Annotated in this window: 23 protein-coding genes and 1 pseudogene; 12 read left to right on the top strand and 12 right to left on the bottom strand. The window is 72.5% G+C overall.

What is annotated here, in order from left to right; genetic code table 11:
* Window positions 1-39 precede the first annotated feature (39 nt).
* Complete coding sequence (locus tag J7W19_RS06320; RefSeq protein WP_004946008.1) at window positions 40-960, top strand: NADP-dependent oxidoreductase; 921 nt, start codon at window positions 40-42, stop codon at window positions 958-960.
* A gap of 187 nt (window positions 961-1,147) precedes the next feature.
* On the opposite strand, the gene J7W19_RS06315 is transcribed toward J7W19_RS06320, so the two are convergent.
* Window positions 1,148-2,020, bottom strand: coding sequence for a helix-turn-helix transcriptional regulator (locus J7W19_RS06315; protein WP_051072626.1), 873 nt, complete (start codon window positions 2,018-2,020; stop codon window positions 1,148-1,150).
* Window positions 2,021-2,126: 106 nt separating this feature from the next.
* Here J7W19_RS06315 and J7W19_RS06310 point away from each other — a divergent pair, with 106 nt between their 5' ends.
* Together J7W19_RS06310 and J7W19_RS06305 are read left to right on the top strand one after the other, a co-directional pair.
* Complete coding sequence (locus J7W19_RS06310) at window positions 2,127-2,909, top strand: SDR family oxidoreductase (RefSeq protein ID WP_040890101.1); 783 nt, start codon at window positions 2,127-2,129, stop codon at window positions 2,907-2,909.
* Window positions 2,910-2,972: 63 nt separating this feature from the next.
* Entirely contained in the window at window positions 2,973-3,179 is a 207-nt protein-coding gene (locus tag J7W19_RS06305; RefSeq protein ID WP_004946014.1) for a tautomerase family protein, read from the top strand.
* A gap of 55 nt (window positions 3,180-3,234) precedes the next feature.
* Here the strand turns inward: J7W19_RS06305 and J7W19_RS06300 are convergent, their stop codons facing one another.
* The 4 genes and pseudogenes from J7W19_RS06300 to J7W19_RS06290 all read right to left on the bottom strand — a co-directional run bounded on the left by J7W19_RS06300 (window position 3,235) and on the right by J7W19_RS06290 (window position 6,717).
* Window positions 3,235-3,456, bottom strand: coding sequence for a DUF397 domain-containing protein (locus tag J7W19_RS06300; protein WP_040890080.1), 222 nt, complete (start codon window positions 3,454-3,456; stop codon window positions 3,235-3,237).
* Between the two features lie 38 nt (window positions 3,457-3,494).
* Window positions 3,495-4,277, bottom strand: a pseudogene (locus J7W19_RS32765) (helix-turn-helix domain-containing protein); the annotation flags it as partial.
* A gap of 209 nt (window positions 4,278-4,486) precedes the next feature.
* Entirely contained in the window at window positions 4,487-5,659 is a 1,173-nt protein-coding gene (locus J7W19_RS06295) for a hypothetical protein (RefSeq protein ID WP_004946020.1), read from the bottom strand.
* A gap of 143 nt (window positions 5,660-5,802) precedes the next feature.
* Window positions 5,803-6,717 (bottom strand): alpha/beta hydrolase, encoded by a 915-nt coding sequence (locus tag J7W19_RS06290; protein WP_040890083.1) that lies wholly within the window; start codon window positions 6,715-6,717, stop codon window positions 5,803-5,805.
* A gap of 73 nt (window positions 6,718-6,790) precedes the next feature.
* Between J7W19_RS06290 and J7W19_RS06285 the strand changes: the two genes are divergently transcribed.
* Entirely contained in the window at window positions 6,791-7,267 is a 477-nt protein-coding gene (locus J7W19_RS06285; RefSeq protein ID WP_004946024.1) for a MarR family winged helix-turn-helix transcriptional regulator, read from the top strand.
* Between the two features lie 76 nt (window positions 7,268-7,343).
* On the opposite strand, the gene J7W19_RS06280 is transcribed toward J7W19_RS06285, so the two are convergent.
* On the bottom strand, window positions 7,344-7,883 hold the full coding sequence (locus J7W19_RS06280; protein WP_004946026.1) for an NUDIX hydrolase: 540 nt from the start codon (window positions 7,881-7,883) through the stop codon (window positions 7,344-7,346).
* 18 nt (window positions 7,884-7,901) lie between these two features.
* A complete protein-coding gene (locus tag J7W19_RS06275; RefSeq protein WP_004946028.1) occupies window positions 7,902-8,783 on the bottom strand; it encodes a DMT family transporter in 882 nt (293 codons plus the stop codon).
* Between the two features lie 247 nt (window positions 8,784-9,030).
* On the opposite strand from J7W19_RS06275, the gene J7W19_RS06270 reads away from it, so the two are divergent.
* Window positions 9,031-10,047: a hypothetical protein gene (locus J7W19_RS06270; protein WP_040890084.1), complete on the top strand. Its 1,017-nt coding sequence runs from the start codon at window positions 9,031-9,033 to the stop codon at window positions 10,045-10,047.
* Window positions 10,048-10,156: 109 nt separating this feature from the next.
* Window positions 10,157-11,728: an APC family permease gene (locus J7W19_RS06265; RefSeq protein ID WP_040890086.1), complete on the top strand. Its 1,572-nt coding sequence runs from the start codon at window positions 10,157-10,159 to the stop codon at window positions 11,726-11,728.
* A gap of 214 nt (window positions 11,729-11,942) precedes the next feature.
* Here the strand turns inward: J7W19_RS06265 and J7W19_RS06260 are convergent, their stop codons facing one another.
* The 3 genes from J7W19_RS06260 to J7W19_RS06250 form a co-directional block, all read right to left on the bottom strand.
* The gene (locus J7W19_RS06260) at window positions 11,943-12,260 is read right to left on the bottom strand and encodes an acyl carrier protein (RefSeq protein ID WP_004946035.1); all 318 of its coding nucleotides are present in this window, start codon (window positions 12,258-12,260) and stop codon (window positions 11,943-11,945) included.
* 41 nt (window positions 12,261-12,301) lie between these two features.
* Window positions 12,302-14,731 (bottom strand): hypothetical protein, encoded by a 2,430-nt coding sequence (locus J7W19_RS06255; RefSeq protein WP_004946037.1) that lies wholly within the window; start codon window positions 14,729-14,731, stop codon window positions 12,302-12,304.
* A 157-nt stretch (window positions 14,732-14,888) separates the two neighbouring features.
* A complete protein-coding gene (locus tag J7W19_RS06250) occupies window positions 14,889-15,797 on the bottom strand; it encodes a class I SAM-dependent methyltransferase (RefSeq protein ID WP_004946039.1) in 909 nt (302 codons plus the stop codon).
* A gap of 111 nt (window positions 15,798-15,908) precedes the next feature.
* Between J7W19_RS06250 and J7W19_RS06245 the strand changes: the two genes are divergently transcribed.
* A complete protein-coding gene (locus J7W19_RS06245; protein ID WP_004946041.1) occupies window positions 15,909-16,409 on the top strand; it encodes a hypothetical protein in 501 nt (166 codons plus the stop codon).
* Window positions 16,410-16,651: 242 nt separating this feature from the next.
* Here J7W19_RS06245 and J7W19_RS06240 read toward each other — a convergent pair whose 3' ends face one another.
* Complete coding sequence (locus J7W19_RS06240; protein WP_004946043.1) at window positions 16,652-17,764, bottom strand: 3-oxoacyl-ACP synthase III family protein; 1,113 nt, start codon at window positions 17,762-17,764, stop codon at window positions 16,652-16,654.
* 584 nt (window positions 17,765-18,348) lie between these two features.
* Between J7W19_RS06240 and J7W19_RS06235 the strand changes: the two genes are divergently transcribed.
* From J7W19_RS06235 to J7W19_RS06215, 5 genes are all read left to right on the top strand, one after another.
* Window positions 18,349-18,597 carry an acyl carrier protein gene (locus J7W19_RS06235; protein WP_004946046.1) on the top strand — a complete coding sequence of 83 codons (249 nt, stop codon included), beginning with the start codon at window positions 18,349-18,351 and terminating at the stop codon, window positions 18,595-18,597.
* Window positions 18,594-19,484, top strand: a complete 891-nt coding sequence (locus tag J7W19_RS06230; protein ID WP_004946049.1) for an SAM-dependent methyltransferase — start codon at window positions 18,594-18,596, stop codon at window positions 19,482-19,484. The genes J7W19_RS06235 and J7W19_RS06230 overlap by 4 nt, the downstream gene beginning before the upstream one ends.
* A gap of 46 nt (window positions 19,485-19,530) precedes the next feature.
* On the top strand, window positions 19,531-20,856 hold the full coding sequence (locus tag J7W19_RS06225; protein WP_004946052.1) for an NAD(P)/FAD-dependent oxidoreductase: 1,326 nt from the start codon (window positions 19,531-19,533) through the stop codon (window positions 20,854-20,856).
* Window positions 20,853-21,857 (top strand): SDR family oxidoreductase, encoded by a 1,005-nt coding sequence (locus J7W19_RS06220; RefSeq protein WP_004946055.1) that lies wholly within the window; start codon window positions 20,853-20,855, stop codon window positions 21,855-21,857. The genes J7W19_RS06225 and J7W19_RS06220 overlap by 4 nt, the downstream gene beginning before the upstream one ends.
* A 66-nt stretch (window positions 21,858-21,923) precedes the next feature.
* Window positions 21,924-22,865, top strand: a complete 942-nt coding sequence (locus tag J7W19_RS06215) for an SDR family NAD(P)-dependent oxidoreductase (protein WP_004946058.1) — start codon at window positions 21,924-21,926, stop codon at window positions 22,863-22,865.
* 272 nt (window positions 22,866-23,137) lie between these two features.
* On the opposite strand, the gene J7W19_RS06210 is transcribed toward J7W19_RS06215, so the two are convergent.
* Window positions 23,138-23,407, bottom strand: coding sequence for a helix-turn-helix domain-containing protein (locus J7W19_RS06210; protein ID WP_004946062.1), 270 nt, complete (start codon window positions 23,405-23,407; stop codon window positions 23,138-23,140).
* Window positions 23,408-23,493: the final 86 nt, after the last annotated feature.

The raw sequence follows: 23,493 nt of genomic DNA, 5'->3' as shown, positions 1-23,493 counted from the left end.
CCCAGGACCCGAGGACGCAAGGACCCGAGGAGCATCACCATGAAGGCTGTCAGCTACCGCGCCTACGGCGGACCCGAGGTCCTGGAGTACGGCGAGGTCCCCGAACCCAAGATCGGCCCGGACTCCGTGCTCATCGGGGTCAGGGCGGCGGCGGTCAACCCGGTCGACTGGAAGGCCCAGGCCGGCTACCTGGACGGGCAGCTCGACGCGGTCTTCCCGGTCGTCCCCGGCTGGGACGTGTCCGGGATCGTCGTCCGGCTCGGCGCGGACACCCCCGAGTTCCAGGTCGGCGACGAGGTCATGGGCTACGTCCGGGAGGACTTCCTCTCGCGCGGCACCTACGCCGAGTTCGTCGCCGCACCGGTGCGCACCCTGGCCCGCAAACCGGCCAACGTCTCGTTCGAGCAGGCGGCGGGGCTGCCGCTGGCCGGCCTCACCGCCTACCAGGCGCTGCGCGCCGCCCGCGTCGGCCCCGACGACACCGTCCTCATCCACGCGGCCGCGGGTGGCGTCGGCTCCCTCGCCGTCCAGCTCGCCCGGAACACCGGCGCCCGCGTGATCGGCACCGCGAGCGAGCGCAACCACGCCTACCTGAGCTCGCTCGGCGCCGAGCCCGTCGCCTACGGGGACGGCCTCGTCGACCGCTTCCGCGCACTCGCCCCGGAGGGTGCCTCTGTCGTCCTCGACTTCGTCGGAGGCGGCGTCATCAAGACGTCCTCCCGCATCACCGTCCCCGGCGCCCGCCTGGTCTCGATCGCCGACCCCGCCGTGACGGAAATGGGCGGCCGGCTCCTCTGGGTCCGCCCCGACGCGGCGGACCTGGCGGCCCTGGGGCACCTGGCGGAGCGGGGACGGCTGTGCGTGGAGGTGGCGGAGGTGTTCCCGCTGGAGCGGGCCGCGGAGGCGCAGCGGCGGAGCGCGGAGGGGCACACGCGGGGAAAGCTGGTGATCGTGCCGTAGGGGCCTGCGGCGGGCGGTGCCCCGGTCCCTCCCCCAGAGGGGGCACCCCCACTTCGCCGATTCCTGGGGGCAAGCCCCCGCACCCCCGAAACCGCGCTCCGCGCGGTTGTCCTCAAACGCCGGACGGGCTGGAGTGGGCGCCCTGATCAGCCCGTCCGGCGTTTGAGGACGAGCGGCGAAGCCGCGATCAGGGGGTCTGGGGCGCAGCCCCGGGAAACGGAGAAAGGGCGGGACCGGGGCCTATGACACCGAGCAACTCCAACTTGCCCGCACTGTCCGTCCCCACCGCCGGCGTGAACCACAACAACCTCTGCCGCCCATCCTCACTGCACAGATTGAGACAGTTCACCTCCACCACCCCCAGCGCGGGGTGATCGATCCGCTTCCGATCCCCCCGCCGAACCCCGACCTCGTGCCGCGCCCACAGCGCGGCGAACTCGGCCGAGCGGCCCACCAGATCGTCGATCAGGGCCCGGGCCTCCGGATCCTTCGCGTCACGCCGCGCCGAAGCGGCCCGCAGATCGGCCACGAACGACCGCGACTGCGCATCGTGATCGGCCGCGGGATAGAGCCGGCGCGCCCCGGGATCCGTGAACCACCGGTAGACGAAACTCGCCTCCCTGCCCCGGAACCCCGACTGATCGCCGAGCAGGGCGACGGCGAGCGGATTCTGCACCAGCGTGACGTGCAGATCGGTGATCACCTGCGCCGGAGTCGAGGTCAGCCGGGTGAGCAGGTCCGTCATCCCGGGGTGCACGTGCGACCGCGGCCCGCCGGGCGCCGGCAGGGGACGCCCGGCGAGGCGGTAGAGGTAGTCGCGCTCGTCCGACGTCAGCCGCAGCGCCCGGGCCAGAGCGGCGAGCATCTGCTCCGACGGCTGTGACCCCGCGCCTCGTTCGAGCTCGTTGTAGTAGTCGGCCGAGGCGCCCGCGAGCTGGGCGACCTCCTCGCGGCGCAGCCCCGGCACCCGCCGCCGCGGGCCCGCGACCAGGCCGACGTCCTCGGGGCGGATGCGCTCACGCCGCGAGCGGAGGAAAGCGCCGAGCTCGGTGTACTTCAGGGAAACCACCCACCCAGTCTGCGCGATGGCGTCCGGCCGGCGCGCCGCCGAGGCAGGGGATGGCATCCCCTGGCACGCCCGCGCCGCGCGCCGCATCGTGGAAGACATGAACCCCACCGACACCGCCACCGAAACCGGAACCGGACCCGACACCGACGCGCCCCGCCGGGTCGCCGTCGTCACCGGCGGCTCACGCGGCATCGGACGCGCCGTCGCCGAGCGCCTGGCCCGCGAGGGCCTGACCGTGGCCGTCAACTACGCACGGGACTCCGCCTCCGCACGGGAAACCGTGCGGACGATCACCGAGGCGGGCGGCCGGGCGATCGCGATCCAGGCCGACGTCGCCGACGAACACGCCGTCAACGCCGCGTTCGACCGGGTGCACGAGGAGTTCGGCGGCGTGGACGTCGTCGTGCACTGCGCCGGGCGGCTGGCCCTGTCCCCGATCGCCGACCTCGACCTGAGCGTGCTCGACGCCATGCACCGCACCAACATCCGCGGCACCTTCGTCGTGGCGCAGCAGGCCGCCCGCCGGCTGCGCGCGGGCGGCTCCTTCGTCGCCTTCTCGACCTCCGTGGTCGCCACCCAGTTCCCGGCCTACGGCGCCTACGCCGCCAGCAAGGGCGCCGTCGAGGCGATGACCCTGATCCTCGCGCGCGAGCTGCGCGGCCGGGACGTCACCGTCAACACCGTCGCGCCCGGTGCCACGGCGACCGACATGTTCCTGGACGGCAAGACGGAGGAGCAGATCGAGACGCTGGCGAAGGCCCCCGCGCTGGAGCGCCTGGGGACGCCGGACGACATCGCCCACGTGGTCGCCTTCCTCACCAGCCCCGAGGGGCACTGGGTCAACGGCCAGATCCTGCGGGCGAACGGCGGCATGGCCTGAGACGACGTCCCCCCCCCCACACACCCGAACGATTCACCTCACCCCTGGAAGGAACACTTCGCCATGCCCTTCGCCAACCTCAAGGTTCCCGCCGACACGCTCACGGACGAGTCCAAGAAGAAGCTGCGGGACGCCGTCACCGACGCGTTCGCCGACGTGTACGGGGAACGGGCCCGCGCCACCACGCTCGTGATCCTCGAGGAGGTCGCCGACGGCGGCTGGAGCCTGGGCGGGACCGTCCTCAACGCCGAGATGCTGGGCCGCAGTTAGCATCGGCCTCACGGCGTACGGGGAGTGCGACGGCCTCGGCGGCGGGCGGTGACGCTCAGCGTGCCAGGGCCCCGTTCGGTTCGGTCATGGCGGCTACGAAGCGGGTCCAGGCCGCGTCGGGGAACGTCAAGGTGGCCCGGTCCGGGCGCTTCGAGTCGCGGACCGGCATGAGGCCGGAGACCTTTTCGACGGGGACCTGGAGGCATTGGCCGCCGTTGCCGCTGTGGGTGCTGGACCGCCAGGCGGCTTTGGACAAGGCAGAGTATGGAGTCGACACGGGTATAGATCCTCAACAGTCTTTCGGGTAAGGGCCGTTGACTCTTCCTGATCAAGCGCGCGGGAACGCAGTTGATCACAGAAGAGGGCAAGGTTCGAGACTCGCTTCTTGTCGCTGATGAACACGCCAGGGCTGCCTGATTCGTCGCGCCATGCGCGCATGGAACCGTTCGGTCGCGTCCAGACCACTGCCGTTCCGGTGTCCGGCAGCCCGGCGCTGTCCGCGAAGCGCAGAATCCTCACATCGATATGCGCCTCGTGAGAACGCTCGATCACGTGCAGGAGCTGTGCCCGCATCACCTGGGGACCGCCGGTGACGATGTGCAGGGCGGACTCCCAGAGGACACACCCGAAGCGTGGCGGGTCGGGTGTCAGAAGAGTGCTTCGCAGCTCGGCGCGGTAGGCGAGTTTGTCTTCCAGCGAACCGCCGTAGAACTCCAAGCCGCGCTCAAGTGCCGCCCGGGTGTGCTCCGGCGTCTCCAGAACCGCCGGCATGATGTTGCTGACGTGGTAGATCGTGCGTGCGCCCGACTGCGAACTCAGGAACTTCTGCCAGCGCGGGGAGTCGGGATTGTCATCCATCTCGTCACGAAGCTTGAAGATGGCCCCACCCGCTCCCAGCGCGTGGTCGATCCGGAGGGTGACGTCGCGGCGGGGCACGTGAGTGCCCCTCTCGAAGTGCGAGATGGCCGTGTTGTCGAGTGCGACCGCCTTGCCCAGCTGCTTCTGCAACCAGCCCTTGGCGAGCCGGTGAGACCTGATGGCGTCACCGAGTTCGTTGGCACGCCTCTGGAACGAGTCAAACGGCCTGTTCTCGGGCATGGTCGCGTCCCCTACGTCAAAGAGCCGGTTCCCCAGGGCCTGGGCGGGCCAGAGCATAAGGGCGGGAGCGGGTGCCGGTCGGCGGAACCGGATGCGTGGCACCGTAATGGTTGACGTTGTGTTCGATTGTCGCCGTCGTCGTAATGCCCGTGCAACGGCGCCGCACACATCGCTCGGCGGACAGAGCCTTCCGGTGGCCCGGGACGGGACTACCGGAGGTCGAGGAGGGTGACGGCCTCGGCGAAGTCGGCGTACGCGTTCTCGAAGGACCGCGCCGCGACGAGGAACATCGAGCGGTCCGTCAGGGCCCGGGCGAGACGTGCGGGGTCGTCGGGCAGGCGGCGGGCTAGGGCCACGCCCTTGGCGAAGTACGGCTTGAAGCGCTCCTCGAACCGGCAGTGGCGATCGCCGTCGCGGAGGGCCGCGCGGAGGGTGATCCTGCGCTGGACGTCGACCAGTTCGGGCAGCCGGCCGGCCTCGCGGAAGTCCGCCGCCTCCGCTTCGAGTTCCGGCAGGGTGCCGAGAAAGGCGTTCCACGTGCTGCGCGACCTGTGAAGGCCGGTGCCGAACACCGGCATCGGGGACTCGGCACTCGCGAGCGGTTCGTCGGCCCGCCCCGACAGGGCGAACAGGGTGACCCACCACGAGAGGACGCAACTCCAGCTTCGTGACTCGCCCGTCGTCGCCAGCTCCTCCAGAACGGCCAGGGCCTCCCGCCGGACGTCCGCGGCGTCCGCCTCGTGCCCGGCGGCCTCCCGCATCCGGGAGAAGTGCACCAGTTCCCAGGTGAGTACGGTCAGCGCCTCGCGCTGATCGGCGGCCTCGCGCCGGGACTCGTCGAGCAGCTCGCGGAAGACGGCCGATGCCGCGTCGTGCCGGCCGGCGCCCTCCAGGTTCGCCGCCCACTCGACCAAGTTCCGGAAGCGGTGGTGCGGTTCACCGTTCCGGGCTGCCCGCTCGTTGAGCTCCGCGGCCTCCGCGAAGCGGCCCTCCTCGGCCAGGATGATCGCCAACTCCCCGGTCCTTCCGGCCTCGGCCATCTCCTCGCAGACCGCGCGCCCCTCCGCTCGGCGCCCGACGGCGAACAGGGCCGACTGGTAGGCGTCCAGCGCCCTGCACAGCCGTTCCGCCCGGTTCGGCGTCCCCGCCTCCATCCTCCGGCCCGCCTCGACTGCCTCGGCGGTCAGCGCCAGGATCGCTGCCGGGTCCCGGCTCTCGTAACTCATCCAGAGGAGCGCGTCGACCAGCTTCGGGGCGTACGCCTTCGCGTTCACCTCCGCCAGTACCCGGTACGCGCCCACCTGTTCGGGCAGGCTCAGCCGGCCGGAACCCAGCAGCAGCACGCGGGCCCGCAATACCGCGTCGTGATCGATCTTCCCCATGTTCCCCCTGTCTCCTGGCGGTTCACGAGGGAGATTCTGGGAGTCGGGGAGCGGACCGGACAAGGCTCGCGAACTGTGCGTTCCGTCCTACGAAATACGCCTCTGACCTGTCATGATGGACATGCTCACGCAGTCTCGCGCCCTCACCCCGCGGTGAGGCCCTTGGCGCGGACGCGCCGGCGGAGGAAGAGGGCGGCGCGCTCCAGTGCCTCGTCGGCTTCGTCCAGGACGCCGGCGAACGCCTGGAAGACGTGGGGGACGTCGGCGGTGACGTCCAGGATGACGTCCACTCCGGCTTCCCTCGCGCGCGCGGCCATGCGCGTGGAGTCGTCCAGGAGCATTTCGTTGGTGCCCGCCTGCAGGAGCATCGGCGGGAAACCGGTCAGGTCGGCGTGGACGGCGGGGCTGAGCAGGGGCTGGTGCGGGTCCTGTCCCGCGAGGTACATGGCCCCGGTGCGTTCCATGCCCTCACGCGTGAAGAACGGATCGACGCCCGCCTTGCCGTCCATGCTCGCGCCGGTCCGGGTCATGTCGAGTCCGGGGGAGAACGCCACGATCGCGGCGGGCAGGGGCAGGCCCGCGTCGCGAGCGGCGAGGCAGGTGGTGACGGTGAGGCCGCCGCCGGCGGAGTCCCCGGCGAACGCGATCGCCGAAGGGGCCTCGCCGCTGTCGAGGAGCGCGCGGTAGGCGCTCAGTCCGTCCTCGATCGCGGCCGGGAAGGGGTGTTCAGGGGCGAGCCGGTAGTCCGGCGAGAGCGCCCTGAACCCCGTTCCGGTCACCAGGTTCCCCGTCAGCGACATCGCCGTCTCCGGTGAACCGGCCACGTAGGAGCCGCCGTGGAAGTAGAGGATCGTCCCGGCCTCCGGAGTGCCGGCCGGCTCGACGAGCAGCGCGGGCCGGTCGCCGAGCGTCGTGGTCCGGGTCCGGATCCCGGCCGGGACGATCATCTCGGCCATCATCGCCCTGAATCCGGCGCGGAGTTCCTCCATTGATCGGGGGGTCTCGGGCCGGGGCCGCCGGACCATCGCGTCGATCTCCGCGCGCTGTCGCCTGCTCATTGCCGCCTCCATCACCAGAGCATGCCGAGGAACCATATGCCTAGGCATCTATATGGGAGTTAAGATATATGCCATGGCATCCAAGTCAAGTGGTGGCCGGGTCGACCTCCCGGGCTTCTTCGCCGACCTCGTTCGCTGTGAGACGCGCCTCTACAACGCGCTGAACGACCGTCTTCGCGAGCGGCACGGGATCGTCACCTCGCAGTTCGAATCCCTGCGCTTCCTGCGCGACCGCCCCGGGTCCCGGGTGGCGGACCTCGCCGCCGAGTTCGCCATCGGGATCGGTGCGACCAGCAAGGGCGTCGACCGTCTGGAGAAGCAGGCGTGGGTCGTACGGCGCACCAATCCGTCGGATCGTCGCTCATCGCTGCTGGACCTGACCGATGACGGCCTGCGGCTCGTCGAGGCGGCGGAGGCGACCTTCACCGAAACGCTGGCCGAACTGACCGCGGGAGCCCTCGGCGGCCCCTCGGGACCGGCCGTCGCACGGGTCCTCTCGGCGCTCCGCTCCGTGCTCGAACGCGACGGGATCGGCCAGCCCGCAGGCTGACCGGAGCGACTCGGGCGCGACCCGCGCCGATCGGCGCCCGGGAACGTCTCGGGCGCTCCGGCGGCGTCGGGCGCCCTCACCCCGCCCGCCACTCCCGCAGCCGTCGCCACGCCTCCAGGCCGTCCGGCACCCACCGCCACTCCGGCAGCCGCCGCGCGACCTCGTCCTCCGGCAGGAAGCCGTACCAGTCCACCTCCTCCGCCTGGGGCCGGACCGGCAGGTCGCAGCGGACCTCGTAGACGGCCGACCACCAGCCCCCGTACTCCTCCGAGCGGTACAGGAAGCGGAAGAGCGGCGTGGGGGCGGGGAGGCCGGTGACGCCCAGTTCCTCTTCCGCCTCGCGCAGCGCCGCCGCGTCGTACGTCTCGCCGGTGCCGACCACGCCGCCGACGAAGAGGTCGTAGCGCGAGGGGAAGACCAGTTTCCGGGCGGTGCGGCGGTGGACGAAGAGGCGGCCGGCCGGGTCGCGTACCTGGATGAAGGTGCAGCGGTGGAGGAGGCGGCGGGCGTAGATCTCGGCGCGCGGGGCCTGGCCCACGACGCGGTCCCGTTCGTCCACCACGTCCAGGATCTCGTCCGCCGACAGGGGCTGGGGGTGATCGGTTCGGTCGGTCATGGGGACATTCAAGCGGGCTCAGCGCGGCTGGAGGTCGCGGAGTTCCGGTGCCGTCGTCCCCGGCGGCATCGCCGGGTGGCGGCCGATCAGGACGATGCCGACGACGATCGCGGCCAGGCCGGCCGCCTGCCAGGCGAGCGCCGCCGGAGTCGTCCGCAGCTGGTCGCCCAGGAAGCCGACGCCGCAGGCGATGCCCGCCAGGGGCTGGGCGGCGGTGAGGGCCGGCAGGGACATGCGCAGGGGAGCCGTCTCGAAGGCGCTCTGGACCAGGACGAGGCCGGTGACGCCCAGGGCCAGCACCACGTACGGCTGCCAGCTGATCACCAGGGACGCCCAGCCGCCGTCGCGGAAGCGCTGGCCGCTGACCCGGGTGAGGGCGTCCTGGAGGCCGTACAGCAGGCCCGCCGCCACGGCGAGGGTCGCGGCCTCGGCGCTCATCCGGAGGCGCTTGGAGACGGCCGCGAGGACCAGCGCGCCGCCGACCACCAGGCCGACGATCAGCCAGTGCCGCAGCGGGTCGGACACCGACTCGCCGCCGTGCGGGCGGCCCGCGACGATGAAGGCGGTCACGCCGCCGGCCAGCAGCCACAGGCCGCCCCAGCCCGTCCAGCCGAGCGGCTGCTTGGTCTGCCAGCGGGAGAGGGTCATGGCGAACAGCAGGTTCGTCGCGAGCAGCGGTTCGACCAGCGAGACCTCGCCGCCGCCCAGGGCCACCGCGCCGAGCGCCATGCCGCACACCATCAGGCCGATCCCCGCCAGCCAGCGCGGCATCCTGACCAGGTCCAGCAGCAGCCGGAAGGAGAGGAAATCGCTCATGGGGGCCCGCTGTGCCGCGTTCTGCTGGAGCACGAACCCGACACCGAGGCAGAAAGCCGCGCTCAGGGCGAAGGCGAAGACCATACGTCGCGCACCTCAAGACCTGCCGGTCATCAGCGAATTGACCAGGGAGACGATAGTCGCCGCACGGACGGTACGACCTCCGAGTACCCCGCTTTCGGACGTTCATCCAGACCGGGGCGGAGGGGGCCGTATCGCCCTTGACGGGAAGCTGTGACTAACGCTTTGCTGTGCGTGATCAAGAATGCCGGTCAGCGGGCACCCGGGTCCGGGCCCCCGCAGGGACGCACGCCGCGGAGGACGCCCGACGATGACCCCTCCACCCCCCTTGGGCCGCTCTCGGCTGGGGGGCGGGCCGACCTTCGACTCCGCACTCGACGACACCGAGCTGGTCACCGTCCGTGACGAGCTGGCCCGGGGGCGGTGGGCCGAGGCCCGCCGGCTGCTGGCGGAGACCGGCGACGACTGGGACCTGCGCGGCCACCGCCTCACCACCCTCGCCGCCGTCTCCACCAGCACCGCCTGGGGGCGCGAGTGGCTGCTGGCCGAGCCCGACAGCGCCGACGCCTCCGCCCTGCTGGCCTGCGCCGCCGTCCACCGCGCCGTACGCCGTAAGAGCGACGCCGAGAGCGCCAGGGGCCTGTGCCGGGCCGCCGCCCGGATGGCGCCCCGCGACCCCACCCCCTGGCTGGGCCTGCTCCTGCTCGCCCACGCCGGCGTCACCGACGACGAGCCCGCCCGCTGCTTCGGCCAGGTCCGCGCCCGGCACCCCGAGCACCACCACGCCCACCATCTGATGGCCGCCTGCCTGGCCGGGCACAAGGCCGACCACGACGACCCGTTGCACGAGGTCTACGACTTCGCCGCCTGGGCCGCCGAGCAGGCCCCCGCCGACTCGCCGCTGGCCCTGCTCCCCGTCGTCGCCCACGCGGAGCGCTTCCGCGCCCTGGCCCGCGCCGGCACCCTGCCGCGCGACCCGGCCGCCTCCGGGCACTGGGCCGGCCGCCGGGCCCGCCAGGTGCTCAAGACGGCCTTCGACTGGTGGCTGGAGTGGGACGTCAACGACACGGACGACGCGCCCGAGGCGGGTGGGGTCCCAGGGGCTCCGCGCACCGCCCGGCGACCCGCCGCCCCGCCGCACCCCCGGCACAAGGTCGACCTGAACTTCCTCGCCCACGCCAAGCTCCACGAGGGCCGGCTGGCCGAGGCCGCGGCGCTGCTCATCCGGATCGGCCCGCACGTCACCCGGGAGCCCTGGGCCTACCCCGACCGGGACCCCAAGGCCGCCTACCGCGCCGCCCGGCGCACGGCCCTCGGCTCCCGGTGACCGCGAACGTCCGCAGCGCGCCCGCGGAACATCCCGCAGAAGCGGAAATCCGCAGCAGCAGAAGCGGAACATCCCCCCGCACACCCACCCCCGATGAGGACGGCCCCGCATGCCAACCGGCAGGACGACACCACCAGGCAGGACGACACCGGGCTCCACGGCACCAGGCGAGATCAGCACCTTCAAGGGACAGGAGAGGAGCCTCCGCGCCGACCGCATCGGCCTGACCGGCCTCCTGATGTCCGTCGTCGCCGCCAGCGCGCCGCTGATGGTGACCACCGGCGGCATGCCCGTCACGTTCGGCGTGCTGGGCGTCGTCGGCTCGCCCCTGCTGTACGTCATCCTCGGGCTGATCCTGCTGCTGTTCAGCTTCGGCTACGCCGAGATGAGCCGCCATGTGCACAACGCGGGCGCCTTCACCGCGTACATCGCCCGCGGCCTCGGCGGCACGGCCGGCGCCGGCTCGTCCATCGTGGCCCTGGTCTCGTACAGCGCCATGCAGTGCTGCATCTACGGCCTCTTCGGCTTCGAGCTGTCCAACCTGCTCCAGCGGCACCTCGACCTGACCGTCGCCTGGTGGATACCCGCCCTGATCGCCGTCGTGGTGGTCGGCGTCCTCGGCTGGCTGAAGATCGACCTGAATGTGAAGGTGCTCGGCGTCCTGCTGCTGATCGAGGTCGTGATGGTCCTCGTCTTCGACGTCGCCGGCCTGGGCTCGCCCGGTCCCGAGGGCGTCTCGCTGCGCGCCTTCCACCCCGACACGCTCTCCGGCCCCGGCCTCGGCACCGCCTTCTGCGGCACCATCGCCTCCTTCGTCGGGTTCGAACAGGCCGCCGTCTACTCCGAGGAGACCAGCCGCCCCCAGGTCGTCGTCGCCCGGGTCACCTACCTCGCCGTCGGGTTCATCGCCGTCTTCTTCGCGATCAGCGCCTGGGCGCTGACCGTCGCCGCCGGACCGTCGAAGATCCACGAACTCTCGCTCTCCGAAGGCCCGAACCTCCTCTTCGGGCTCACCGAGGACCGGCTCGGCTCCGGGTTCACCGACGTGATGCACCTCTTCTACGTCACCGGCATGTTCGCCGCGATGCTCAGCTTCCACAACGTCGTCGCGCGGTACGCCTTCGCCATGGGCCGCGAGGGGCTGCTGCCCGCCGCCGTCGGCCGCACCTCCCGCACCAGCGGCGCGCCCGCCCACGGCTCGCTGCTCCAGAGCACCGTGGCGCTGCTCGTCGTCATCGTCTTCGCCGTCACCGACGACAAGCCGACCGGCGACCCGACGGCGCCGGTCCTGCGGCTGTCCAACTGGCTGGGCAACGTCTGCGCGCTCGGCGTCACCGTGCTGATGATCGCCGCGTCCGCCGGTGTGATCGTCTTCTTCGTACGGCGCGGCGCCGCCCGCGCCCAGGCGTGGCGGCTCGTCGCCTCGGGCGTCGCCGGTGTGGCGCTGACCGTGATCGCCGTGATCACCGTCCGGGACTTCGACGCGCTGGTGGGCTCCGGGCCCGACTCGCCGCTGCGCTGGCTGCTCCCGGGGATCGTGCTGGTCGCGCTGGTCGCCGGGCTGGTGCTGGGGGCCGTCCTGAAGTCCGTACGGCCGGAGGTGCACGCGCGGATCGGGCTCGGGAACGAGGCGTTCCAGCTGGAGAAGGCGGCTGCGGGCGAGACCGGCGGGCGGGCTTGATCCAGGTAGGCGGGCGGGGGTGAGCGTGGCCGCCGGGCGGGCTTGATCCAGGTCGGCGGGCGGGGGTGAGCGTAGCCGCCGGGCGCAGTCGTGAGCGCCCCCCCGGCGGTGGCGCCGGCGCGAGCCCCCTGGCGGCGCAGGCGGGACAGCCCCCGCAGGCGCGGGCGGGCGTGGCCCGGGCGGCGCGGGCGTCCGGCCCGCGCCGCCCGGCCGGTCAGCCGGCGGCCGTGGCCGGGGCGTCCGCCGCGGCGTTCGTCCCCGCGGCCGCGCCCGCCGCCGCGTCCCGTCGGGAGACCAGCCGCTGCACCAGGTCCACCACGTCGCCCACCGTGCGGACGTACGCCAGTTCCTCGCGCTCCACCTGCTGCCCCAGGTCCCGCTCCAGGACGGTGATCAGCTCGACGTAGTCCATCGAGTCGACCCCGAGGTCCTCCCGCAGATCGGTGCGGAGGTCCTCGACGTCCTCCCTCGGCACCACCACGGCTTCCGCGAGCAGGTTGATCACCCGCTCCTCTATCTCGGCCCGGTCCATGGCCGCCTCCTCGTCTGTAGGGGTGTCGGTTCCCGCCGGCGTCACGGCTTCGCCGGGCGCTCGGGCAGCGGCACGCCGGCCACCGCCAGGGCCTTCGGCGACAGTTCGTCGCGCTGCCAGCCGAGCGACGAGAACCGGCTCAGGCCGTCGCCCTCGTTGTTGTGGCCCAGCAGCACCGAGTACAGGTTGACCGTCTCCGGCTCCTGGAGCTGCTCCGCGAACGGCACGTCCTCGAACCGGGTCACCCGGCGGTGCCGCACCAGCAGCGAGCCGTACCGGCGGTCGTAGTCCTCCGGCGTGAACGTCAGCACGCCGCACTGGCCGTCGACCGCGCCCGGGTCGACGCTCTCCCGGTAGGTGCGGATCACGGAGTGGCTGCCGTTGACGAACCGGAAAATCGTCAGGTTGCGCCGGAACGCCGAGTGGTCCACGGCGATCTGCTGGACCAGCGTCGGCACGATGTCCGGCACCATCGCCGCCGTGCCGTCGCCGGTGAACGAGATGACGTTCTCGTCCCGGCGGGTCACGATGCCCGGCAGCGCCATCAGCCCGTCGCCCATCAGCCCGCGCCCGTACCAGCCGGAGAACGACTTGCTGGTGCGCGGCAGGCTGTTGACCGCCGACAGGCCGGCCCGGCCGATGTCGTAGACGCCCACGTAGCGGTAGTCCTGCTCGCGGATCAGCCCGTCCAGGACGCCGCGCAGCCGCCGGAAGAAGTGGTTGGTGGTCATGGGCAGCACCGGCAGCAGGCCGATGACGTCGCCGTCGGAGTCACGGGACGAGGCGATGGCCGCGCGGCGGTACGCCAGCACCTCCGGGTCGACGTCCAGCCGCTCGCGCAGCGCGCGGAGCACGCCCTCGATGTCGGCCACCACGCCCAGGCCGGTGAACGGCGCCCGGTCCACCTCCCGTTCGACGATCTGGACGGGGGCGAGCTGCCGCAGCGAGATCTCCGAGAAGGGCGTGTCGATCTGCGGGATGGGGGTGCCGACGAACATCACGGCCTGCTCGCCGGAGGGCCGCAGCGCGCCGTCCTTGTACAGGTACTCGAAGACGCGCGGCGAGTAGCCGTACATGCTCAGCGTGCCGATGTACTCGTCGACGGTCCGGCCGTCCCGGTAGCGGTTGACGGTGCCGGGCTGGGCCACCGAGTCGGCGAGGCCGATGCCCGCCTCCCGCGCCAGCTCGTACATCAGCTCCAGGGCGGGGCCGCTCAACGGGCCGACCTGGCAGAGCAGCCGGCGGCGCTCGGTGTTGAGCAGGGTGACCAGCCGGTCGACCTCGGGGGAGCGGACCGCCTCGACGGCCGGGCGCGGGGTGACCCGGGGGATCTCGGGGCGCTGATCGTCGGGGAGCGTGGTCTGGAGGACGTCGCGCGGCGCGATGATCATGACCGGGCCCTTGCCGGCCGAGTACGCCTCGAACGCCTCGGCGAGGCCGCGGGCGATGTCCGCGGAGCGCGGGATGTGCACCACCGGGAAGCCACGGGCGAGCAGCGAGGGGCGGCTGTCCTCGGTGAGGTGCATGGTGCCCTGGAAGGGGTGCCAGGCGTCCAGCTTGGAGTCGCAGCAGACGATGAAGCCGCGGGTGCCGACGGAGATGTGGTTGGCGAGCGTGCCGCGGAACTCCTCGTGCATGCCGCTGGTCGCCACGATCGCGAACGGCGCGCCGTCCAGGGTCCAGCGGGCCAGCGCCGAGCAGGCCAGGCTGTGCTCGCTCGGACCGCGCACGATCGGGTTGCCGTTGCCGACGGCCCGCCGCTCGATGTCGTCGATGAACGTGGCGACGCCCGAGCCGGTGTAGTAGTGCAGGCCCCAGGACGTCCCCGCCTCGGCGGTGAGGAAGTCGGCGAGGGCGTCGGCCATGGTGCTGGTCTTCAGGGCGGGCCGCAGCCGCCGGTTGGAGTGCAGCTGCACGGAGTCGACGAACGCGCAGGCGAGGTCGGCGGTGACCACCCACTCCTCGTCGGGCGCCCAGCGCGGGGTGAACAGCTCGACCGAGTAGAAGCTCTCGACGTCCGGGTCCGTGTAGACGTGCACGGTGTACGGGCTCGGCTCGAACTCGACGGCGTCGCCGAGGGCCGCGGCCAGCTTGGCCAGCCGGGTGTTGAGGTCGTCGGGCGAGGTCATCCGGTAGCGGAGCTCCTGGTGGTCGACGACCAGCAGGCTGAGCACGGCCTTCCCGCCGGCGGCCGCCTCGGTGACGGCGCTCTCCACGCCGGCCAGGGAGTCGGCCGTGACCAGCGTGAACCGGTCCTCGGGGCCGACCAGGTCGAGGAAGCGCAGGCCGCGCTCGACGACTTCCCGGTAGGCGTCGGTGGCGTCGTGACCGGCCGGCTCCACCGGCGTGACGACGTCGCGCGCGCCGGCCAGGTCCCGCAGCGCGCGGGCCGCCGCGGGGCCTGCGACGTCACGGTCGGAGACGACGGCCACCAGCCGCCGGAGGCCGCCGGAGTGAGGGGTTTCGGGCATCGGGCACATCCCAACGGTAGTGGTGTTTCAACGGATTGCCGGAGGCGGCGGGGTCGGGCGGGACGTCGGGCGGGACGTCGCGGGGTGTTGTGCGCGCGTCGGCTGGGGCGCCGGGCGGACGCCGGTCGGCTGGTCGCGCCGGACGTCGGTCGGATCGTCAGGCGGGACGCCGATCGGAACGGCCCGCCGAATCCGGGTCGCGCAGTCGGACGACGGCGGACCAGAGGGAGTTCCCCGGGTGCCGCGGATCCGCCTGGGGGAGCCGGGAGACGAGCCGCATCAGCGGGGAAAGCCGACGCCATTTCGCCGCCGCGGACAACTGCGTGCCGACGCGTTCCACGGCCCAGCCCGCGCGTTCGAAGAATGCGACTCCGTCGTCCGGTGCGAATACGACGGGCGCGTTGTTCTCCCGGCTCGCGCGGGCCGAAAGCCTGCGGATGAGCGGGCCGATCACGTCGGCCGTCCACCACGTCACCCGGCAGGATTTCAGATCCGCCGAGAGGGCGTGGACCTCGGACGCGTCCAGATATAGCAGAAGCCCTTCCGTGATGACGAGCGTCCGGCCGCCGCCGGCCGTCGCCGAGGCCAGGAAGGCGCGCCGGGCATCGGCGTCGGTGAGGTCCACGGCGGTGCGGGAGAGGACGCAGCGCGGCTTCTCGGCGGCCAGCGCCCGCTCCTTCTCCTCGATGATCCCGGGGAGGTCGGCCTCCACCCACTCCAGGGAAGAGGGCAGGTCAAGGCGGTACGGCCGGGTGTCGAAGCCCGCCGCCAGGTTGATCACCCGGGTGCAGCCCTCCGCCACGCACTCCTCGACCAGCAGGTCGATGAGCTTGGTCCGGGCGATGAAGAACCAGCCGTTGCCGAACCCCCGCCGGGCCTCCTCGGCGATCACCCGGCCGCGCTCCCCGGCCAGCGCGGCGGCGTACGGATCGCTGAACAGCCGGTCCCGCCGGGCGGATTCCCTGGCCCGGTACTCGGCGACCCAGCGCGCGGTATCCGAGACATTGTCGATAACCGGTTTCCGCTCACCCGAGCGGACCCTTTCAGGGGAACCGAGAGGTTTCAACTGCCTTTCCTCCTGGGGAGTTTGTGAGCGATCCGTTACTCTGTTCGCTCTGCTGTGCCGTCCGATACGCTGCTGTGCCGTCCGCGCCCGTCAGCCGAAGGAGTTCGCGTCATGACCGTCCCCCGTGCGCGTCGCGTCGAAGTTCCGCAATCCCTCCGGAAAACCGAGGAATTCACCGACCCCCACTACGCCTCGGCCTACGCCATAGCGGTCGACGACGCCCACTCCCGGACGCCGGAGCAGTGGGCGCGGGCCGCGATCGAGGAGGCCCCGGCCGCGCTGCGGTTCTTCCTTCGCTTCGGGTGGACGAAGGTGCTGGGGCTGCGCATGGGGCCCAAGTCCGGCTCCGCCGAGCACGTCCTCGGATGGCGCATCACCGACTCCGGCCCGAACGCGCTGACCATGGACGGGCATTCGGGCCTGTTCTCCGCCTACAACGTGGTGCTCACCGAGGACTCGACGCTGGTGTGGGCCACGGCCCAGCACTTCAAGGGGCGCGGGGCCGGCCTGCTGTGGGGGCTGGCCCGGCCGGTGCACCAGATCGCCGTGCCCTATCTGCTGCGCCGCTCCTGCAAGGCGCGGCAGCGCGCCGCCGGCCGGGCGGCGGGGTAGCACCGTCCGGCGGCCTTCCGCGCGTCCCGCCCGGAGCCGCCCCGCGCGTCCCGCCTCCAGGGGCGCCGCGTGTCCCGCCCCGAAGTGCCCCGGCCGGATCCCGGCCGGGGCACTGCCATTCCCGGCCGGACAGCGGTCATTTCCGGTCACGCCACGGTCAATTCCCGCCGTAACGCGCCCGATTCCGGCCGAGGGTCGGTGTCGGACGGGCGTGCGGCGGGAGCACCGCCGGGTCCGCCGGCTCATGCGGCGCCGGGGGAGTCGGGGGAGTCGGCGGGGGAGCCGGCCGAGGAGGACGCGCCGCCAGCGCGACCCGCGCCGTCAGCGTCACCCGCGCCGCCGCGCCACCGGACGGCCGCCGCCGAGGCGAAGTCGCCCGCGTGCGCGAAGCCGGACATCACCACCAGGTCGCCGTCGCGCAGCCGGCCCTCCCGGGCTGCCCGGTCGAGCGTGATGGGCACGGCCGCGCCGTAGAGGTTGCCGTACCGGTCGAAGGTGTCGAGGTGGCGCTCCTCCGATATGCCCAGGGCCCCGCGCCAGTTCTTCAGGAAGATCCGGTTGGGCTGGTTGGTGACCAGCACGTCGACGGCGTCGGTCGCCACCCCGAGGTCCGCGCAGAGCTTCCCGACCAGCTCGGGCACCAGGCGGTTGCCGCGCTCCAGGATCTCGGTCTGCCGGGCCGGGTCGAAGGCGATGTCCATCTGGCCGCCGCCCGGTTCCCAGTACTTGCGCCCGTCGGGCGTCCGCAGTCCCAGGTCGAAGGAGTGCTCGGGGACGTTCAGGGTCCGTACCCCCAGGATCGGCGAACCGCCGCCCGCCTCCAGGTAGGCGACCCCGCAGCCGTCCCCGGGCACGGCCGCGTGCGGCTGCCGGCGCACCTCGGACTGGGCGAAGACCTGCCCGGCGGTGTTCTGCACGTTGGCGACGAGCGCGGTGCGCGCCCCGCCGCCCGCCATGATCTTCTGCGCCAGCGCCATCATGTACATGAACGAGCCGCAGCCCGCGTTGTGCAGGTCGACGATCCACTCGGGACTGATGCCGAGCCGGTGCGCGGCCTGCGCGCCGACGCCCATGAACGCCTCGTCCGGTAACAGGACGTTGGTGAGCAGGACGTCCACCCGGCCGGCCGGGTCCACGCCGAGCCGCTCGAAGACCGGCCGGGCCGCCTTGGCGATCATGTCGGCCGCCCGCTCGTCCCGTGCCACGTGGTGGCGGGTCGCGGGCACCTTGAACAGCGGTATCTCGGCGAGGGGGTCGACGGGCGCGTCCGGGTCCCGGAAGAACTCGGGGCCGACGACGTTCTCGGGGAGGTAGCTGCCGAAATCAACGATGCCGACGGTGCCGTCGGGCTGCATGGCGGGTCCTTTCGACGCCTGCTCACGGCCGGTGCGCCGCCCGTCCGTCGCCGGCCGGCGCGGAGGCGGGCATGCCGGGTCCAGGACGGTCACGGGCTCGGTCCCCGGCCGCTCGTACCGAGCAAGGAAAACACCTCGAGTCCTTTTTCGCCAGCAATCCGCCGAGGCTGTTGATCATTGCCCTAAAGGGCAATGGAGGGCCGCCGGATGGCTGGGTAAGGTCGGTGACACCCATGCCGGAGCCACTGGTCACGAGGACCGTGGCGGTTACCGCACCCGGCCGGGACGCGAGCGGCCGGAAGGGGCCGGTGGCGGTCCGCGGCCGGGGCGGGCCGAGTCCGCACGGGACCGTGCGCGAAAACGCGTACGGAAAGGTTCGGAATCGCGTACAGCGGCGTCCGGAAAACCGCTGGAATTCCTTCCGGGTGCGCACCTCGTGGACGTCCTCCCGAGCATCCGCACCACCGTTCCACGCGGCGTCCGTCTCGCGACCGCCGGAACACCCTCCCCCATCGCACGCACTCGTCCCGGGCATTCGGTCACCGCGCACCGGAGACATCGGAATTGATCGGAAAGGCTGTCTCGTGATCACTGCTGAAGAGGTCTGCGCCCGTATCGCCAAGAAGCTCGGCGGCAAGGCGGACGCGCATGTGCTGAACGCCGACACCGCCTTCGACTCGGTCGGTCTTTCCAGCCTGCAGATAGCCGACATCGTCTACTCCATCGAGGACGACCTGGACATCGAGTTCGACCCGTCCAAGGCCGCGAGCGTGAAGACCGTGGGCGACCTGGTGCGGCTCGCCGAGGAGACCAAGTCGGGCAGCGCGGCGTGACCGCGGCCGTCCAACCCGGCTACGCGGGCGCCACCGCCGAGGCCATCCGCCACCACTACGACCTGTCGAACGACTTCTTCGCCCTGTGGCTGGACGAGTCGATGACGTACACCTGCGCTCTCTGGGACGACGGCCCCGACGCGGCGTCCGACACCCTGGAGGCGGCCCAGCGGCGCAAGCTGGACCACCTGGTCGAGGGCGCGCGGGCGGCCGGCGCCGGGCGCGTGCTCGATGTCGGCTGCGGCTGGGGAAGCCTGCTGGAACGCCTGGTGAGCGTGCACGGCGTGGGGCACGCGGTGGGCCTCACGCTCAGCGACAGCCAGGCGGAGCTGCTGCGCGGGCGCGCCCTGCCGCGGACCGAGGTGCGGGTCGAGAACTGGCTCGACCACGAGCCGGCCGAGCCCTACGACGCGATCGTCTCCATCGGCGCGTTCGAGCACTTCGCCCGCACCGGGCTGAGCCGCGCCGAGCGCGTCGCGGCCTACCGGGAGTTCTTCGAGCGCTGCCGCTCCTGGCTGCCCGCCGGGGGCCGGATCGCCCTCCAGACCAACGTCAAGGGCAACAACGTCCGGATGGACAAACAGACCGTCCGCGATCTGATGTTCATCATCGACCACATCTTCCCGGAATCCGAGATCCCAGCGCTCGCCGAGGTGCTGGAGGCCGCGGAGAAACGGTTCGACGTGGTACGGCTGCGCAACGACCCGGACCACTACGCCCGGACCTGCGGGGAATGGCTCAACCGGCTGACGGCGCGGCGGGAAAGCGCGGTCGCCATCGCCGGCGAGAAGAACGTCGCCGACTACGAGCGGTACCTGGGCGCGACGGTCGGCCATTTCACCAACCGGCACCTGGGCCTCGCGCGCATCGTCTTCGAGGCCGTCTGAGCAACCGCCCGAAAAAACCGCCCGGCGGGCCGTTGAGGAGCACTCATTGAACGCGTACAAGCATGTCGTGTACTGGCACGACACCGAACCGGTCACGCCCGGTCCCCCCTTGCGGGAAACCGTCGACTGCGACGTCTGCATCGTGGGCGGTGGATTCACCGGACTGTGGACGGCCTATTTCCTGAAAGAGGCCGAGCCGGCCCTCGACATCCGTATCGTCGAGGCCCACCATTCCGGTTACGGCGCCTCGGGCCGCGCCGACGGATTCGTCACTCCCACCATCGGCAAGGACATCCAGGCGCTCGTCAAGGAATTCGGCGAGGAACGCGCCCTGGAGGCGTCCCAGGCGGTCGGCCGGTCGATCCTGGAGATCGGCCGCTTCACCCGCAAGAACAAGGTCGACGCCGAGTACGAGGCGACCGACTACCTGATGGTGGCCACCGACGCCGCCCAGCTCCGGCGGCTGGAGGAGGACCGCGACCTCGCCGTCCGGATGGGCGCCGCGCCCCCCGAGATCATGTCCCGCGACGAGGCGATGTCCGTCGTCGGCTCGCCCGCCATCGCGGCCGGCATGCGCACCGGCGGCGCGCTGGTCAACCCGTTCAAACTGGCCCGCGGCCTGGCCCGGGTGGTCCGCGAGAAGGGCGTCACGCTCTACGACCGCACCCCCTGCCTGCGCGTCGAGCCGGGCGTCCGGCCCGTCGTCGTCACCGCCGGCGGCCGGGTGAAGGCCGACAAGGTGGTCCTCGCCACCAACGTGCACATGGACGCCTTCCCGCCGTTCCGCCGCAAGGTCGTGCCGATCTGGACGTACGCCATGGTGAGCGAGCCGCTCACCGACGCCCAGCTCGCCCGCGTCCCGTGGGCGGGCCGTGAGGGCCTGGTCGAGGCCAAGTCCCTGCTCACCTGCGCCCGGTTCACCCACGACAACCGGATCATGTTCGCCGGCGGCCCCGCCCCCTACTACTGGGGCCGGGACAAGCGGCAGCGGAACATGAACCGGCCCGAGGTCTACCGCGAGATCCACCGCGAGTTCCTGCGGTTCTTCCCGATGTGGGCCGACGTCGAGTTCAGCTACGCCTACGGCGGTACCGCCGACGTCGTCCGCGACTACGCGCCGCACTTCGGCACGCTCGCCGGCGGCCGGGTGCTCTACGGGTACGGCTACTGCGGCAACGGTATCGCCGCTACCCACACCGGCGGCAAGGTCCTCCGCGACCTGACGCTCGGCAAGGACACCCCGCATTCGCGGCTCCTCTTCGTGGACGACGGACGGCGCCGCCCGCCCGCCTCCTTCCCGCCCGAACCCGCCCTCTACATCGGGGCGCGCGCCGCGACGCGGCTCATGAACTGGAAGGAGTCGCGGCCGTGAGCGCCCGCCGCACCGTCCTCCTCACCGGCGCCACCGGTGTCGTCGGCCGCTCCCTGCTCCGCGAGCCCGGCGCCGTCCGCCTGCTGCCGGCCGCCCGCGCGGCCACCGTGCCCGACGCCGGCGAGCCCGTGGTGCGCTGCGACGTCACCCGCGAGCGGTTCGGCCTCGACGCCGACGCGTACGCCGAACTCGCCGCCCGCGTCGACGTCGTGATCCACTCCGCCGGACTGACGGAGTGGGGGCTGCCCGCCGAGCGCTACGCGCCCGTCAACGTCGAGGGCACCCGCCGGGTGATCGAGTTCGCCCGGGAGGCGGGCGCGCCCGTGCACTTCATGAGCACGGCCTTCGTCGCGGCCCTCGCGGACACCGCCCCCGTACCGCTGCGCGCGGAGAACGTGTGCCGGAACTACATCACCTCCAAGTACGCCGCCGAGGAGCTGCTGCGCTCCTCCGGCATCCCGCACGCCATCTACCGCCCCACCAACCTCATCGGCGACTCGGTCACCGGCTGGACCTCGCACCCGCAGATCGTCCAGCAGATGTCGGACTGGCTGGGCCGCGGCCGGGCCCCCTTCCTGCCCGTCCACCCGGGCATCCGGATGGACTTCGTCCCCCAGGACCTGCTGTCCAAGGCGGTGCTGCGGGCGATCGAACGCGGCGACGACGAGGGCGAGTGGTGGGTCACCCTGGGCCCCGAGGCCATGGACGTCGAGACCTGTGTCGGGATCGTGGTGAAGCAGGCGGCCGAACGCGGGCGCCACCTCACCGTCCCGCCCCTGCTGGACGCCGACGGGCTCGCCCCCGAGACCATCGCCGAGCAGCCGCCGATGACCCGCTCGTACCTGTCCGTGCTGCGCGACGTCAGCGAGGTCACCCGGTGCAGCGGCGGCGTCCTGCCCACCTCGATGCCCGAACTCCGGGACCGCTACGGCCTGCCGGCGGTCGACGACACCGCGGCGTACGCCACCACCCTCGCCTACGCGGCCCGGCACCTCGCCTGACCGTCCGCTGAACCCCCGCGCGCGGGACGCCGGACCGGACCACGAACGACAACGGAGGACACAGCGATGACCGAAGCGACCGGCGCGTCCGGGACGACCGAGGACTGGACCCCGCCGGACCTGTCGGGGAAGGTGGCCGTCGTGACGGGCGCCAGCCGCGGCGTGGGCCGCGGCATCGCCCTCGCCCTGGGCGACGCGGGCGCCACCGTGTACGTGACGGGCCGCAGCACCCGCGGCGGCGCGCGCACCGAGGGCCTGCCCGGCACGGTCGACGACACCGCCGACGAGGTCACCGCGCGCGGCGGCAAGGGCGTGGCGCTCCGCTGCGACCACGGCACCGCCGCCGACAACGAGGCGCTCGCCGACCGGATCCGCGCCGACCACGGCCGCCTCGACCTGCTCGTCAACAACGCCTGGGGCGGCTACGAACGCTCCGCCGACGTCCGCTTCGACGCCCCCTTCTGGGACCAGCCGATGTGGCGCTACGAGCTGTTCGAGGCGTCGCTGCGCGGGCAGTACGACGTCACCCGGCGGCTCGTCCCGCTGATGTTCGAGCAGGACCGCGGCCTGGTCGTGGGCATCAGCTTCACCGACGGCGACATCTACCTCGGCCAGGTCGGCTACGACGTGTTCAAGTCCGCCGCCGACCGGATGTGCCGCGGTATGGCCGCCGACCTGCGCAAACGCGGGGTCGCCGCGCTGTCGCTGCACCCCGGCTTCGTCCGCACCGAGCGGGTGGCCGCCGCCTGGGAGCTGATGGGCAGCGGCCCGGCGGCGGTGGTGCACTCCCCGGAGTACGTGGGCCGGGCCGTCGCCGCGCTGCTCGCCGACCCGGCGGTCGGCGAGAAGTCCGGGCAGGTGCTCAGCACCGGCGACCTGGCGGTCGAGTACGGCTTCGCGGACGTGGACGGGCGGCGCCCGCCGGCGTTCCGGCTGGAGGGCCGGATGAGCCTGGCCACGCGCATGCACCGGCTGACCAAGGCGGTCGACGGCGCGGGCCGCGGATAGCGGGCCCGGGCGGGCCACCGGCTCCGGCCGGTGCCGGTGGCCCGCCCGTCGGCGGGAAGTCCGGGCAGGTGCGGGTGGCCCGTTCACCGGAGCCGGCGCCCGTGACCCGTGAACGGCCGCCCGCGGCACGCGGGATCCGTGTCACGAGGGCCGCTCCGGCCCCCGACAACGCATCCGACAACCCATCCGCCGTCCAGGAAAGGACAGTCCCCATGGAGGAGGTGCCGCCCGTGTCCGCCGCCCCCGTCTCCCCGGTGCTCCCGCCCGTTCCGCTACGTCCGGTCCGCGTCCGCCCGGTCGGCCCGCAGCTCGTCGGCCCACTCGGCCGACAGCAGCGCCGCCTCCACCCGGGAGCGCAGTCCCAACTTCCTGGTGATGCTGGTCAGATGTGCCTTGACGGTCCGCTCGGCGATGCCCAGGCGGCGGGCGATGGCAACGTTGCCCTCACCGCTCGGCAGGACGCTCAGCACCTCGCGTTCCCGCGGGGTGAGCGTCCGCAGGGCCGATCGCGGTACGCCCGTGCCCAGGCCGCCGCCCGGCACCGGGGAGGCTCCCCGTCCGGGCACCGGGACCGCCGGTGGTCCTGCGGCGGCGTTCTGCTCGGCAGTCGTCCCGACGAGACGATTCG

Source organism: Streptomyces mobaraensis NBRC 13819 = DSM 40847 (assembly GCF_017916255.1).
Lineage (GTDB): Bacteria > Actinomycetota > Actinomycetes > Streptomycetales > Streptomycetaceae > Streptomyces > Streptomyces mobaraensis.
The sequence above is the reverse complement of the archived record's forward strand: the minus strand, read 5'-3'. Positions and strand labels throughout refer to the sequence as shown.

Coding starts and splice junctions, on each gene's coding strand:
- J7W19_RS06245 (WP_004946041.1), top strand. CDS start 15,909: ATGACCGTCCCCCGTGCGCGTCGCGTCGAAGTTCCGCAATCCCTCCGG.
- J7W19_RS06270 (WP_040890084.1), top strand. CDS start 9,031: ATGACCCCTCCACCCCCCTTGGGCCGCTCTCGGCTGGGGGGCGGGCCG.
- J7W19_RS06265 (WP_040890086.1), top strand. CDS start 10,157: ATGCCAACCGGCAGGACGACACCACCAGGCAGGACGACACCGGGCTCC.
- J7W19_RS06305 (WP_004946014.1), top strand. CDS start 2,973: ATGCCCTTCGCCAACCTCAAGGTTCCCGCCGACACGCTCACGGACGAG.
- J7W19_RS06310 (WP_040890101.1), top strand. CDS start 2,127: ATGAACCCCACCGACACCGCCACCGAAACCGGAACCGGACCCGACACC.
- J7W19_RS06285 (WP_004946024.1), top strand. CDS start 6,791: ATGGCATCCAAGTCAAGTGGTGGCCGGGTCGACCTCCCGGGCTTCTTC.
- J7W19_RS06320 (WP_004946008.1), top strand. CDS start 40: ATGAAGGCTGTCAGCTACCGCGCCTACGGCGGACCCGAGGTCCTGGAG.
- J7W19_RS06255 (WP_004946037.1), bottom strand. CDS start 14,731: ATGCCCGAAACCCCTCACTCCGGCGGCCTCCGGCGGCTGGTGGCCGTC.
- J7W19_RS06295 (WP_004946020.1), bottom strand. CDS start 5,659: ATGGGGAAGATCGATCACGACGCGGTATTGCGGGCCCGCGTGCTGCTG.
- J7W19_RS06260 (WP_004946035.1), bottom strand. CDS start 12,260: ATGGACCGGGCCGAGATAGAGGAGCGGGTGATCAACCTGCTCGCGGAA.
- J7W19_RS06240 (WP_004946043.1), bottom strand. CDS start 17,764: ATGCAGCCCGACGGCACCGTCGGCATCGTTGATTTCGGCAGCTACCTC.
- J7W19_RS06275 (WP_004946028.1), bottom strand. CDS start 8,783: ATGGTCTTCGCCTTCGCCCTGAGCGCGGCTTTCTGCCTCGGTGTCGGG.
- J7W19_RS06290 (WP_040890083.1), bottom strand. CDS start 6,717: ATGAGCAGGCGACAGCGCGCGGAGATCGACGCGATGGTCCGGCGGCCC.
- J7W19_RS06215 (WP_004946058.1), top strand. CDS start 21,924: ATGACCGAAGCGACCGGCGCGTCCGGGACGACCGAGGACTGGACCCCG.
- J7W19_RS06280 (WP_004946026.1), bottom strand. CDS start 7,883: ATGACCGACCGAACCGATCACCCCCAGCCCCTGTCGGCGGACGAGATC.